Origin of the sequence: Blautia sp. Marseille-P2398 (assembly GCF_964240315.1) — a bacterium.
Taxonomy (GTDB): domain Bacteria; phylum Bacillota; class Clostridia; order Lachnospirales; family Lachnospiraceae; genus Blautia_A; species Blautia_A wexlerae.
Genome location: NZ_CAXSTD010000001.1, coordinates 513295 through 526147, shown reverse-complemented (window position 1 = coordinate 526147; position 12853 = coordinate 513295). Strand labels below are relative to the sequence as shown.

The following is a 12853-nucleotide window of genomic DNA, read 5'->3' as shown; positions in this document are numbered from 1 at the left end:
TTATTTTTCCAGAATATCTGTGATATCGCGAAGGCCCTTCTGAGAAGTTACTATGATAACGGTATCTCCGACCTGAATGGTATCCTGGCCTCTGGGAATCCTGACCTGACCATTTCGGTTCAGGTAACCTACAAGAAGGTTTTTCTTCAGGTTCAGTTCAGATAATGGAATGCCTGTTACCGGTGAATTTTCGCGGATGGCAAATTCCAGAGCTTCTGCCTGATTATCCAGGATATGATAAAGGGTTTCAATATTGCTGCCGATGCTGTTCTGCATGGCACGTACATACTGCAGGATATAGTCGGCTGTGATATATTTCGGATAAATGACGCTTCCGATGTCAAGGTTATCAATGACATCATCAAAGGCAAGGCGGTTTACCTTGGCAACCAGTTTGGCATTGGAAACTGTTTTGGCAAAGAGTGAAAGGAAAACATTTTCCTCATCCATGTTTGTGAGTGATACAAAAGCCTCTGTGCGTGAGAGTCCCTCTTCCATAAGGAGAGAACGGTTAGTTCCGTCTCCGTTAATGATAGTTGCCTCCGGAAGCAGATCACTTAAGGTTTCACAGCGGGACTCATTCTGTTCGATGATCTTAACGGAGATGTTCATATCAAGCAGGGCTTTTGTAAGGTAATAGGAAATGGTTCCTCCGCCGACAATAATGGCGTTTTTTACCTGATTGGTTTTCAGGCCGATCTTTTTGAAAAAGGCTGCTGCATTCACCGGGGAAGCAAGAATGGAAACCATATCTCCGTCGTGGATCACCTGATTACCGCCGGGAATAGATACATGATCCCGGCTTTCTACTGCGCAGAACAAGACGTCGCATTTCAGGGCTTCCGTAATGCGTGAGATTGTCATGCCATCCAGATTAAATTCAGGAAGCACTTTGAATTTCAGCATTTCCACACGACCACGTGCGAAAGTATCAATCTTGATAGCTGAAGGAAAGCGTAAGAGACGGGAAATTTCCTGTGCAGCTGCAAGCTCCGGGTTAATGATCATAGTAACACCCAGACGCTTCTTGATGAAGCTGATCTCTTTGGCATAGATAGGATTGCGGACACGGGCAATCGTCTGGCAATGGCCGGTTTTCTGTGCGATCAGGCAGCAGAGGAGATTCATTTCATCAGAGCCGGTTACGGCAATCAGGATATCTGCATTCTCAATACCTGCTTCCACCAGCGTGTTGATACTTGCACCGTTTCCCACGATACCCATGGCATCAATGTCATCCTGAAGGGAAGTGATCACATTAGAAGAAACGTCTATAAGAGTAATGTCGGATTCTTCTTCCTGAAGCTGTTCTGCCAGGGTACGTCCAACTTTACCGCACCCAACAATAATTATCTGCATAATTCCTCCAATAAGGGGGCTGTCACATAATATCTATGTGAGACAGCCCCTTTTATATCATATTTTTGTTTGTAATTGCTCAATATTTTTGGCAATTACTTTTGTGGCTATTAAGCTAAGAATACTATAGCACCACCAGATATATTTGTAAAGCAAATATGAAATTTCTGTGATTTTTAAGATGGAGCGTATTACTGTTCATTCCGTTCTCAGTAACACGCTTCGCGATGCTAATCGCATAAATTCGCGCAGCATGTCGCAGGTTTTGGCTGCGTACGTTATTTATTGCTGTTGCATGATGCAGTGCAGGGATTATCAAATCCCGGGGTAAAAGCATAGAAGTTTTTGGCATCAAGTTCTTCCTGAATGGACTGAAGAGCTTCCCCAAATCTCTGGAAATGAACAACTTCTCTGGCACGCAGGAATTTGATGGGATCCGCAATCTCAGGTATATTGCGGACTACTCTGAGAATATTGTCATAAGTAGAACGGGCTTTTTGCTCTGCAGCAAGATCCTCGAACAGATCAGTGATCGGATCACCTTTACTCTGAAATTCACATGCATTAAATGGTACGCCACCTGCTGCCTGTGGCCAGACTCCCACTGTGTGATCGATATAATACGGTCCAAATCCGGATTTCTCAATTTCCTCCATGGAAAGGTCCCGGGTAAGCTGATGTACAATAGTGGATACCATTTCCAGATGACTGAGTTCTTCTGTTCCTATGTCGTTGAGCAAAGCAGAAGTCGTTCGGTTCGGCATGGTAAAACGCTGGGAAAGATAACGCAGGGAAGCGCCGATCTCCCCGTCCGGGCCACCGGAGTGCAGTACCCTATAATAGTCCCGAAAGCCCAGTGTTTATGCGGGTTTGCGGGATTTTTAATTCTGAAAAAATATTACGAAAGTGTTAAAATGACCGAAATGGCACTTTTTATAGAGGTCTGAAATTCAGGAAATAATGATGTCAAAAGACATTTTTCCGGATTCTTTATCATATATGATCTGCTCTACAACACTTCTGATCAGATTTCCCTTTTCTTCATAACCTACGTCTGGATTCTTCAGGACGTCCGCAACAGAACGGATCTCTTTCAGGATTTCTTCTGTGTCAGGCTGCTCTGCCTGTTCTTCCTGTAATAGCTGTGAAAGGGCAGCAGTCAATTCTAATCGATCTGATACCAGACGGTCCTTATTATTCTTATATTCCTCCAGAGTATCTACTCCTGCCTCATAAGCCTCTTTGATTCTGCCTTCTCTCATGGTGAGCTTACCGATCTCTTTTTGTAGCTGCTCGATCTGCAGTGAATGATCGGTCTTTTTCTTTTTGCATACATATGTAAATTCTGCCCCATCTAAGATCTGATCAAAATAACTTATCACAGCTTCTTCAGCCTTTTTGACCGATAAGGCAACAGAAGTCTTATGAAATCCCTTTGCGTACTTCCAGCACTGGAAATAAGGACACTTATTATTACCGGTGTAAGAAAGCGTGGCCCCGCAGACAGAGCACTTCAAAAGACCGGATAGCCAGTGCTTACAGGCAGAGACATTCCGTGCCTTGACCGGGCGTTTCCGGGAAGTGATCAGCTTCTGACGTTTTTCGTACCGTTCCCTGGAAAGACGTACCTCATGGTTTCCTTCAAATTCCACTCCGTTCCAGACAACAGTTCCGCAATAGAAGGGATTTCCAAGAATCCGGTCAACGCTGCGCCGTTCAAAGAGTTTTCCCCGTTTTGTCCGGTATCCGAGATCATTGCAACGCCTGGCAATAGCTGTTTCATCTAAGTTCTGATTATCATACAGGTCCATGATATAAGAGACAATGGCATATTCAGCTTCATTAATGATATAAGGTTTTCCATGTCCAACTGCAGTATAGCCAAGACAGGGAGATGTCTGATAGCCTTTTTGCAGGGCTTTTTCTTTCATGCCACGCAAGACCTCACCCGACAATCGAATGGAATAGTATTCATCCATCCATTCGATGATGCGCTCGATCAGGCTGCCAAAAGGTCCCTCGATCAATGGTTCAGATACACTGATCACGTCTACATTATCCTTCTTGAGCATACTCTTGTATACGATAGACTCTTCCTGGTTACGGGCGAAACGACTGAATTTCCATACCAGGATCACATCAATGGGGTGAGAGGGCTGCTTCGCCAGGGCAATCATCTTCTGAAACTCCGGGCGCTTCTGTGCATGCCGGCCGGAAACACTCTCAGTAAAGATAAAGTCTCCGGAAACAATCATGTCATTCTTCTGGGCATAATCCAGCAAAAGACGTTTCTGCGCATCAGGAGAAAGTTCTGTTTGGTCCTCTGTCGAGACGCGGATGTAAAGACATGCCACTTTACTGCTCATAAATATCACCTCGGTTTTATAAAATATGTAATTTTAAGTATAAAAATAACAGCCACACAAATGTTCTGATTGTGTAACTGCTCCGAAGATGATACAATATCTTTGCCAAAGTACGGAATCTCTTCGGAGATTCTTGAGCCGTCCCTGCTACCAACAGGGGCGGTTTTTATTATAATAATTCAGAGATCACAATTGATAAATCGGGATATATACATACTAGAATTTCATCATCAAAAGAGTATAATCCGGTACCCGATTCATTTTCAAAATCGTAAACGTTTACAATCCCCTTCATAGGATTAATGATCCAGTATTCCCTGACTCCGGACATACGGTATTTAAACAGCTTTATTCCGTAATCTTTACTCTGGGTAGCAGGAGAAACAACCTCAATTACCCAGTCAGGTGCACCATGACAACCTTTTTCATCTACTTTGTCCGGTGAGCAGACAACTGTTAAGTCTGGTTCGACATAGTTCTTGTTATCTTCATTCAGGAACACTGCAAATGGAGAAACATATGGTTTACAGGATCCGTTTTTACTTTTAATGTAATTGCGGATAGTAGCATACAGTTCACCGACGATTACCTGATGTCTGGTATTAGGCGGTGCCATCATATAGATCTGCCCATCAATCAGCTCTGCACGTTCGCCATCCGGAAGAGCGTAGATGTCATCTATTGTATAAATCCGTTCTTTGGGTAATGGCATAATGAAAACTCCTTTCGTTAATCCATTGATGTGATCACATATATACAAATGTTCGACTTGTGTAACTGCTCCGAAGATGATACAATATCTTTGCTAAAGTACTGGATCTCTTCGGAGATTCTTGATCCGTCCCTGTTACCAGCAGGGGCGGTTTTTATATGAATTTTTGTGTGATTAGCTGATTTAAACGTTCAAGCAAATCGTTTGGAAAACCCAAAACATCAAATATGCTTTGACCATTGAAATGTATGTCTTTATAAGGTGAAAGAATATTAAATAATTCGGATCTAAATCTGAATTATTAGATATTCTCAATTCAATCAATTTCTGGTGATTCCCCGTCATTCGAGGCATCTGTTCAAACGAGAATGTTTGGTTGCTGTTACCAGTAAGGGCACTTTTTGAAGACATTATTGAATGCAATGATAATTAAATAAACAGGGATTCTTCAAAAAATCTGCTTGTATAGGAATTAGGGCATCTTACCCATCCAGAAATATCAGCATCCTCAGCCCGGATATATATATAGGCACTGCCGCCAGAATATTTAATTTTATTTACAGTACATACTTCGTAAGCATCTGTTGTATAGATAATATTTCCGTTAGGGGCGTTCTTTATATTCAATGATTTTGCACATTTCCACATATTTTGTCCACCAAGAAGGGGATTGTATGATTTGGAATAAGTGACAGGATATGTAGTTTTGGAAAGCTTCAGAGAGCTTCCGGAAAGTTTATAAGTTATGGTATATTGAATAGAACCGACTCCTCCTGGCATTGACTGCATACGGATTTGAATGTAATTTGCACCAACTTTTTGAGTAAAACTATTATGGCGAGCATTGAAAGCACCTTTACGATGCGACATTAAATTGACAGCAGATACAAGTTTTCCAGATTTATAAGTCAATAATTTGTCGTAATCAATGTGATCATTATCAATGTCTTGGCATTTTAGCTTCAAAAAATGTTTATTTCCATTGAGAGTATAAAGATCTGCATTTACAAGATATATGTTTTGGGCGTTTAAACTAAAACTTTTTTTGCCATTCACCTCAATGTTCAGATAAGATTCCGACTTGAAATTTATTCGAATTTTATCAGCCTTGCCATCACCGGTGATGTCATATTTAGAGTATGCTACATTTGGCCGAATGGAAATGTTACTTTTTTGAGCTGCTTTAACAGTTAGCGGCATAGATATGGTGCTGATTGTAATTAGGGCAACTGTAAAATATTTTAATAATGTCTTTTTCATGTGAAAAACCTCCTGTATTCAAGAACTCATTCGCAGTTCTATGAGCTTTTGGTGATATCCAGTCATTCTAGACATCTGTTCAATAGTAAAATCTCTATATTCTTCCAATAGCGAATCTGGTAATAACAGCTCCGTTCTTTAATCTGCTGATGAAATCATATGTATCACCGCAAATGGTTCAAAATAAATAACATAATTATCAACAACAGCGTATACACCGTATTTAGAATGATAACACTGTATAGCCTCTTTTAAATATTCTTCCGTAGCGTTCAGATATTCAGCCATCTCATAAAGATTCCCACATCCTGCTTCATAAGCGCTGATCAGACCGGTAAGTCCAATCTTTAGATTATACCCATAAAGCCGAGCTCGATATTCCTGCTTTCGGCTTTCTACCTTATTCTGGTCTAAAATGTTTCCGGAGCTGGTGCGATAATGCCCGATTTCTTCGGCAAGCACACAGGATTTTTCTGCTTGTGTTTCTATATCCTTTCGGATTGCTATGCGACTGCCGCGGATCAGGCCATCATGTTCAGTAAGAGGTTGTTCTTTAACAAGTAACCCTTCTTGATCGGCAGCAGTCAGTAATTGTTCGTAATTCAATTGGGATCACCCCTTTAGCGATTAAAATAAAACGGTTCTCTCTAAGCTGTTTGCTTGTAGTCAACAACTGCAATTTCAGTCAGCATACCTTTAACTTTTTGAATAATTTCTTCAATTCGTTCAAGTGTTTCACCATTTAAGTATTCTTCCCCACATTGAGAACACTTTTCACAAGGAACATTCTTGATAATGATATAGCATCCCTGATAATCAGTCATGTAAGTTGTTGTAGAAGATTCAATATTACCTTTGCAGTAAAAACAAGTCATTATGCATTCTCCTTTCTGGTTTTGAAATCAGATTCCCATTTATCAAAACTGGGGAAATAAGCTGTTATAAGGAACAAATCCGATTCGTGATTTCCGATGACTACATGAAGATATTTATCTTCGATGTTCATTCCCAGAATCAAACAACTGGGGTAAGGATAATCATCTGGATATTGTTCGATGATTTCTCCATTCATAATACAGGCTATTACATCTTTTAAGAATATCCTACGCTGTTCCAGCCTTTTAGCTGCGTGGAGTGTAATACGAATGTTTTTAGGTATACATAGTTTACGCAATTCCAATATATCTAATGCCATGTCATTCCTCCCATTTTGAATCATCATTCATAATATCCAAATCATGCTGAACACCTTCGGGTGTTTGCTCAACATCCGTCCGGGTATGAGCTGCAAGAAGATCTTCTTCCATCTGCTGGGCGGAGAGAAGGTTCTTAGAGTAGGCGAGAACCTTTCTCTGGTTATGAGGAGACAACTGATTGCAGATTTCTATGATTTCCTTGCACTGAGCAGAGACGGAAGAGTTCTGAACAGATTCTGCTTTATAGGGAGTTCTTTCCATAGGAACGTCAAAACCCATAAGCCATGCTTCACTTACGTTCAATGCATTTCCTAGAATAAAAAGCTTTTCTTGGTTAGGCTCTGTTTTTCCAGAACAGTATTGACTTATATCTGACTTATTCATTTTTACATTATACTTTTGACAATATGGAACAGTCAAATTAAGAATATCAACCTGCCGAAGTCCGCGCATATTCATTATTGTTTTTAAACGAATTGCAGTGTTTTCTTTCTTCATAATGTTCTCCTTTTCGTAATTGAAATATAACACATATTATGCAAAAGTTCAATAATAAAAACCTAAAAGTTAAAAAAATTGAATTTTATGTTGACAGAAAATGGACGACGTGATATTACACAGATAATTCAAAAGCTTGAACCGGAAAGGAGGTATCAAGTTGGCATTCGATTATAACAAGCTACGAGGAAGAATCGTGGAGATTTTTAACACTCAGTCGAACTTCGCAAGTGCAATGGGATGGTCGGAGCGCATATTGTCACCAAAGATGAATGGAATGTGTTCATGGAAGCAGATAGATATTTGTAAAGCAATACAGTTGTTGAAACTTACTATTGAGGACATTCCGATCGTATGTACTCGGGTAGGTCACTACTCTGTACTTACAGGATAAGAGCATATGAGAGGAGAGTCAACGAAAGTCGTTCGACAAACTGCTTAAATTTGTATAAACAGTAACTCATACATATCATTTCCCATACCATAAAGAAGAGGTGAGGAAGATGTCAGAATTAAAACTGGTAACAAGAAATATCCGTATTAATGGAATTCAGCATAAAGCCAGTGATATGTCAGAAGAAGAAATCAAATGCCTGCTCATCCAGAGACAGGATATAATTCTTCTGAATATGAATTACGAAAGAAAAGCCGCCGGTTAAGGCGGAGAAAGGAGGAACATATTAAGGTTGCGAATCATAGAATAGAAGACCTGGAAAGAAAAGGAGAATGATTATGGAACAGATCACAAACTATGTAAAACCGGAACTCATCGTAGTAGCTATTGCCTTATATTTCGTAGGAATGGCACTCAAACAGGCACAGGCAGTAAAGGATAAGTACATCCCGCTTATCCTTGGCGGAATCAGCATTGCAATCTGCGCGATCTATGTGTTTGCCACCTGCACCTGCGGTACCGGACAGGATATTGCAATGGTAATTTTTACAGCGATTACACAGGGAATACTGATTGCCGGTCTTTCTACATACGTGAACCAGATTGTAAAACAGGCAAATAAAGACGAATAAGGGATGAGAAACCATCCCTTTTCGCTCTATGAAAGGAGACGGACATGGAAATAAGAGGAATTGATGTATCTGCCTGGCAAGGGAAAATTGACTGGAAAACAGTTGCTGATTACGGCATGGGGTTCGCAATCCTGCGGATTACAGAAGCGGGAAACGTGATAGATAGCTACTTTGAGCAGAACTTCTCTGAATGCCGGAAATACAATATCCCGGTTGGGGCATATAAGTATTCCTATGCTATGACAGTTGCAGAGATACAGAGCGAAGCCAAGAAGGTCGTGGAAGTTCTGAACGGGCGAAAACTGCAGCATCCGGTCTGGCTGGATCTGGAATGGAATAATCAGAGAAGCCTTGGAGCTGAACAGATCCATAAATTGGCAGAAGCATTCGAAAAGATTATCACGGCAGCGGGATATAAATTTGGTATTTATTGCAATGCGGATTGGTACCTGAATGTAATCTGCAGCCATCTGAAAAAATATGATTTCTGGATCGCACGTTATCCGGCATTAGATAACGGTACTTTACAGGAACGACTCCGGCCGGACTTTGGTGTGGGCTGGCAGTATTCCAGTAAAGCAAAGATACCTGGCATCAGCGGAACTGTAGATAGAAATATATTTTACAAAGATTATAACGAAGCAAAAGATATAAAAAAGGAAAACACAGTTATGACAAAGAGTGAAGCTATCAACGTAGTTCTGGGAATTGCAGAAGAAGAGATCGGGTACCTGGAAAAGAAAAATAACAGCCAGCTTGACAGCAAGACTGGAAATGCCGGATCAGCAAACTATACAAAATATTGGAGAGATATAAAACCATCCTATCAGGGGCAGCCCTGGTGCGCAGCGTTTATCTCCTGGTGTTTCATGAAAGCTTTTGGTCTGGATAATGCAAAGAAACTCTTAAAACACTGGCCGTATGTATACTGCCCAACCTTAGGCGTCTTATTTGTAAAGAATGCCAATCCAAAAGTTGGAGATGTTGTTATCTTTAAACATGGCGGTACCTTTACCCATACCGGCTTTGTAACAAAAGTAGCCGGAGACAGATTCTGGACGATTGAGGGAAATACTTCCGGAGCATCCGGTATCGTGGCAAATGGTGGCGGGGTGTGCCAGAAGAGCTATTACAACAGTAATCTTCCGGGGACAAAATTTTGTACACCGGACTATTCAATTGTTTTATCTGCAGATAAAGATGAAACAGACAAGACAACAAACCCAGAAGGAGGCAGCTACATGTTTAACCCAGAGACAGTAAAAGCAGGAGACAAAAATACATCTGTGCTTCTCTTACAGGAAATATTAAGAGCCAGAGGCTTTAAAGGCAAAAACGGCAAAGCCCTGAAACTTACATGGACAGCAGATGCAAACACGATTTACGCTCTGAAAGCTTATCAGGAATCCAGAAAAGAAGTTCTGGAAGTGGATGGTATTTGCGGATCTGCTACTTGGAAAGATTTAATTGCGATTTAAAGTAAATATAAATAAAAAAAGAGTATGGGTACAATGAGTACCCTTACCCATAAGATATTGTATCAGCTTCATTGCTTCTTATATATTATAGGGTATTACACTATGGGCCACCGTACTGGCTCATGATATACTGTGCAATTTTGGCATTGGGTTGTGTGATATTGATCGGATATTGAAGCCTTTTTTCATAATTCCACATAAATTATCTGCACGCTCCTTCCTTTTCCCATGGGAATGGCTGTTCCATCCATTTCCAGATGGATTCTCCGGTCTGATCTGTAATGTCAATAATCAGGGGACCATATGCTTCGGCGTATTCTTTTAATAGCTTTTTTCGTTCCTGCACAAGTTCGTGACAGTAAGTCAGAGCCTTTTCATCACAGGGATGTGTGTCAAGGTACAGAGTCATATCATTGACTGCGAAACTGACCTGATCGATACGGTTTAATAACTGTTTTTGGGAGCAATCTGTTTTCATCTTCGAATACCTCTCTTTCCACAAAATGGTTTGCATAACTGTGGGAAAATGGTTCCTGCATTTAATGCATACTGCAGTGGGAAATTCTCTGTAAACTTCTGGCAGGGAACATATGCCATTGCAGGTTCCAGATACTGAAGATGCGAAAACATTTCATGTTTTTTTTCTTTGACACCTGGTATAGTACAGCTACAGCCTGTCGTGTTTCTGACAGAGCATTCGGAACTGTTCATATTTCTATTTGAAGGCTGAGGCATATTCATACCGCAGGTACGGTTATAAGGGCGGTTGCCGGAACATCCCATCCGATAATTTTCCATATATAATTCCCTTCTCTGAAAACTGTTTACATTATATTTTATGTCATGCTCATAAAACCGTGCTCATACAAGTCGAAATTTCATTGCCATAGTGAAGATTCGTTACTGTTCACATACCACTATCCCGCGAGGTGTTTTGGCATGAATATGCCAAAATCCCGAGACATAACGAAGATTCATATCGTCTGACAGGCAGATTTCTTTTTGCTTTCGAATATGTTATTATATATAGGAAATATTTGCTGCCTGCTAAGTGTCAGCATCCAAAGAAAGTCGGGAGGTACATAAAGATGAAACTTACAATATTGGGAACCGGAAATGCAAAGGTGACGAAATGCTATAACACCTGTTTTATGCTAAATAAAGATAAAGAATATTTTATGATAGACGGAGGTGGCGGAAATACAATTCTGAAGCAGCTGGAGGACGCAGGAATCAGCTGGAAAGAAATCAGCACTATATTTGTGACACATAAACACATCGATCATCTGCTTGGAATCATCTGGATGCTTCGTATGTATTGTCAGGGAATGGCAAGAGGACAGTTTGGCGGTGAAGTGACTATCTATGGACATGATGAAGTGATCAGCCTGCTGAAACAGATGGCAGAGATGCTTCTCACACCAAAGGAAACGAAATTTATCGGAGACAAAGTCCATCTGGAAGAAGTAAAGGACGGAGAAGATAGAACGATTCTGGGACACAGGGTGACATTTTTTGATATTCTGTCTACAAAGGCAAAACAGTTTGGGTTCTCCATGGAGTACGCAGAGGGAAAGAAGCTGACCTGTTGTGGAGATGAGCCATATAATGAATGTGAACAGAAATATGCCCAAAACAGCACATGGCTTCTTCATGAAGCATTCTGTCTGTTCTCTCAGGCAGATAAATTCAAACCATATGAGAAACATCATTCTACTGTAAAGGATGCCTGTGAGCTGGCACAGAAACTGGAAGCAGAGAATCTGATTCTGTATCATACAGAGGATAAAAATATTTCCAGACGAAAGGAGCTCTACACAGAAGAAGGCAGACAGTATTATAAAGGAAATCTCTGGATCCCTGATGATCTGGAAACCTACAAATTATAAAAAGACAAACCTCCGGAGTGTGTCTGAAAAAGGCTTTCTGCAAGATGTGCGTCACAATTTGTGGGATATTGTGCCCGGATGAGGGCGCCGTAGCGGGCTACGGCAACTGAATTCGGGTGAAATATCCCGCAAAGTGGGGCGTGCAGATTGCGGGAATGATTTTTCAGACACGCTCCGGGATACAGAATGAAAAATCTGGGCTCCGGAGGTTTGCCTTTTTTACAGCAATCTTTTTAAATGTATCATTTATGAGGGTTGCCATAGTGATTATGCTGTATGGTCCACATGTGTTTTGGTGTCGGAAGACAAAACTTCACATGTAGTATGATCCTGTAAAAAAGTTTCCATAATTCCTGAAATAGTCCTGTGCAGATAAGGACGGTACTCAGCCAGAGACACAGGCTGCTGATACAGAATGCAGCTGTAGCAGGTGGAACCTACCAGCTCAATGATCGTAAAGAGCATCAGTTCCGGATTTTTATAATGTAGTCCGCTTTGAGCAAGCATATCCAGATAGGACTGATAAAAATTATATTCGTCGTCAGGCATTTTTTCCTCAAAAGCACCCTTGAAGACACCCCAGGCAAGATTCTTTGAAATAAACAGCAGGAGAGTACGGTCTTTATTCAACTCAGTAAGAATGTAATCTATAATAAAATGTACCTGCCTGTCAAATTCGCTGATATGTGCATTCTGCACAGCCTCATGGGCCCGGAAAAACAATTCTCCGGTCTTGTGGGAAACCAGTTTATTCCGGATATCATATTTATCCTTAAAATAGAGGTAAAAAGTCCCCTTGGCAACCCCGGCCTGATCTACAATATCTGAAATTGTAGTTTTGGTAAGTCCCTTCGTCGTAAAAAGTTCAAAGGCAGTGTTGAAAAGAGCATCTTTTTTCTTCTTTTTATTCAGCTCCAGTTTTCCCATTTCAGATTCATTCCTTCCTCTACTGTATACATAACATTTTAACCGAATCAGGTAAGTCCCGCTGCGGAGTTTGCGAAAAGCAATAAGCGTCTTACTGTTCACAGCAACATAAGCTTACTTTGTAATTATATTGTGATCATAT

General features: G+C 40.8%; 16 protein-coding genes and 4 pseudogenes. 6 read left to right on the top strand and 14 right to left on the bottom strand.

Translation table 11 applies throughout. The annotated features are described in order from the left end of the window. The 9 genes and pseudogenes from trkA to ACESZG_RS02455 all read right to left on the bottom strand — a co-directional run bounded on the left by trkA (position 1) and on the right by ACESZG_RS02455 (position 7391). Positions 1–1359: a Trk system potassium transporter TrkA gene (trkA, locus tag ACESZG_RS02495; RefSeq protein WP_025577354.1), complete on the bottom strand. Its 1359-nt coding sequence runs from the start codon at positions 1357–1359 to the stop codon at positions 1–3. 278 nt (positions 1360–1637) lie between these two features. Beyond that, a pseudogene (locus tag ACESZG_RS02490) lies at positions 1638–2180 on the bottom strand (manganese catalase family protein); the annotation flags it as partial. A 129-nt stretch (positions 2181–2309) separates the two neighbouring features. Further along, positions 2310–3725 (bottom strand): recombinase family protein, encoded by a 1416-nt coding sequence (locus ACESZG_RS02485; protein WP_368210315.1) that lies wholly within the window; start codon positions 3723–3725, stop codon positions 2310–2312. A 169-nt stretch (positions 3726–3894) separates the two neighbouring features. Next, positions 3895–4437: a Uma2 family endonuclease gene (locus tag ACESZG_RS02480; RefSeq protein ID WP_008704149.1), complete on the bottom strand. Its 543-nt coding sequence runs from the start codon at positions 4435–4437 to the stop codon at positions 3895–3897. A gap of 429 nt (positions 4438–4866) precedes the next feature. Next, positions 4867–5697, bottom strand: coding sequence for a hypothetical protein (locus ACESZG_RS02475; protein WP_008704148.1), 831 nt, complete (start codon positions 5695–5697; stop codon positions 4867–4869). Positions 5698–5835: 138 nt separating this feature from the next. Continuing rightward, on the bottom strand, positions 5836–6303 hold the full coding sequence (locus tag ACESZG_RS02470; RefSeq protein WP_118329965.1) for a hypothetical protein: 468 nt from the start codon (positions 6301–6303) through the stop codon (positions 5836–5838). Between the two features lie 41 nt (positions 6304–6344). Then, on the bottom strand, positions 6345–6572 hold the full coding sequence (locus tag ACESZG_RS02465; protein ID WP_008704146.1) for a type II toxin-antitoxin system MqsA family antitoxin: 228 nt from the start codon (positions 6570–6572) through the stop codon (positions 6345–6347). Beyond that, positions 6572–6892 (bottom strand): DUF4258 domain-containing protein, encoded by a 321-nt coding sequence (locus ACESZG_RS02460; RefSeq protein ID WP_118669866.1) that lies wholly within the window; start codon positions 6890–6892, stop codon positions 6572–6574. Before ACESZG_RS02460 ends, ACESZG_RS02465 begins: the two co-directional genes overlap by 1 nt. Position 6893: 1 nt before the next feature. Continuing rightward, positions 6894–7391: a helix-turn-helix domain-containing protein gene (locus ACESZG_RS02455; protein WP_118669867.1), complete on the bottom strand. Its 498-nt coding sequence runs from the start codon at positions 7389–7391 to the stop codon at positions 6894–6896. Between the two features lie 160 nt (positions 7392–7551). Between ACESZG_RS02455 and ACESZG_RS02450 the strand changes: the two genes are divergently transcribed. The 4 genes from ACESZG_RS02450 (at position 7552) to ACESZG_RS02435 (ending at position 9895) form a co-directional block, all read left to right on the top strand. Then, complete coding sequence (locus ACESZG_RS02450) at positions 7552–7785, top strand: DUF739 family protein (protein ID WP_118669868.1); 234 nt, start codon at positions 7552–7554, stop codon at positions 7783–7785. 109 nt (positions 7786–7894) lie between these two features. Further along, the gene (locus ACESZG_RS02445) at positions 7895–8050 is read left to right on the top strand and encodes a hypothetical protein (protein ID WP_020994078.1); all 156 of its coding nucleotides are present in this window, start codon (positions 7895–7897) and stop codon (positions 8048–8050) included. Between the two features lie 73 nt (positions 8051–8123). Continuing rightward, positions 8124–8417: a phage holin family protein gene (locus tag ACESZG_RS02440; RefSeq protein ID WP_182437489.1), complete on the top strand. Its 294-nt coding sequence runs from the start codon at positions 8124–8126 to the stop codon at positions 8415–8417. A 44-nt stretch (positions 8418–8461) separates the two neighbouring features. Continuing rightward, complete coding sequence (locus tag ACESZG_RS02435) at positions 8462–9895, top strand: GH25 family lysozyme (RefSeq protein ID WP_347048788.1); 1434 nt, start codon at positions 8462–8464, stop codon at positions 9893–9895. A 103-nt stretch (positions 9896–9998) separates the two neighbouring features. Here the strand turns inward: ACESZG_RS02435 and ACESZG_RS02430 are convergent. From ACESZG_RS02430 to ACESZG_RS02420, 3 genes and pseudogenes are all read right to left on the bottom strand, one after another. Next, positions 9999–10094: pseudogene (locus ACESZG_RS02430) on the bottom strand (manganese catalase family protein); the annotation flags it as partial. A 3-nt stretch (positions 10095–10097) separates the two neighbouring features. After that, entirely contained in the window at positions 10098–10373 is a 276-nt protein-coding gene (locus ACESZG_RS02425) for a spore coat protein CotJB (protein ID WP_008704137.1), read from the bottom strand. Next, positions 10370–10693 (bottom strand): spore coat associated protein CotJA, encoded by a 324-nt coding sequence (locus tag ACESZG_RS02420; protein WP_049946897.1) that lies wholly within the window; start codon positions 10691–10693, stop codon positions 10370–10372. The genes ACESZG_RS02425 and ACESZG_RS02420 overlap by 4 nt, the downstream gene beginning before the upstream one ends. A gap of 290 nt (positions 10694–10983) precedes the next feature. Between ACESZG_RS02420 and ACESZG_RS02415 the strand changes: the two genes are divergently transcribed. Continuing rightward, positions 10984–11784 carry an MBL fold metallo-hydrolase gene (locus ACESZG_RS02415; RefSeq protein ID WP_022381011.1) on the top strand — a complete coding sequence of 267 codons (801 nt, stop codon included), beginning with the start codon at positions 10984–10986 and terminating at the stop codon, positions 11782–11784. On the opposite strand, the pseudogene ACESZG_RS02410 reads toward ACESZG_RS02415, so the two are convergent. Next, positions 11772–11891: pseudogene (locus tag ACESZG_RS02410) on the bottom strand (DUF6783 domain-containing protein); the annotation flags it as partial. The gene ACESZG_RS02415 and the pseudogene ACESZG_RS02410 overlap by 13 nt on opposite strands. Here ACESZG_RS02410 and ACESZG_RS02405 point away from each other — a divergent pair. Further along, positions 11853–12107 (top strand): annotated as a pseudogene (locus ACESZG_RS02405) (DUF6783 domain-containing protein). The pseudogenes ACESZG_RS02410 and ACESZG_RS02405 overlap by 39 nt on opposite strands. Here the strand turns inward: ACESZG_RS02405 and ACESZG_RS02400 are convergent. After that, a complete protein-coding gene (locus ACESZG_RS02400) occupies positions 12052–12711 on the bottom strand; it encodes a TetR/AcrR family transcriptional regulator (RefSeq protein WP_368210319.1) in 660 nt (219 codons plus the stop codon). The pseudogene ACESZG_RS02405 and the gene ACESZG_RS02400 overlap by 56 nt on opposite strands. Between the last annotated feature and the right edge of the window lie 142 nt (positions 12712–12853).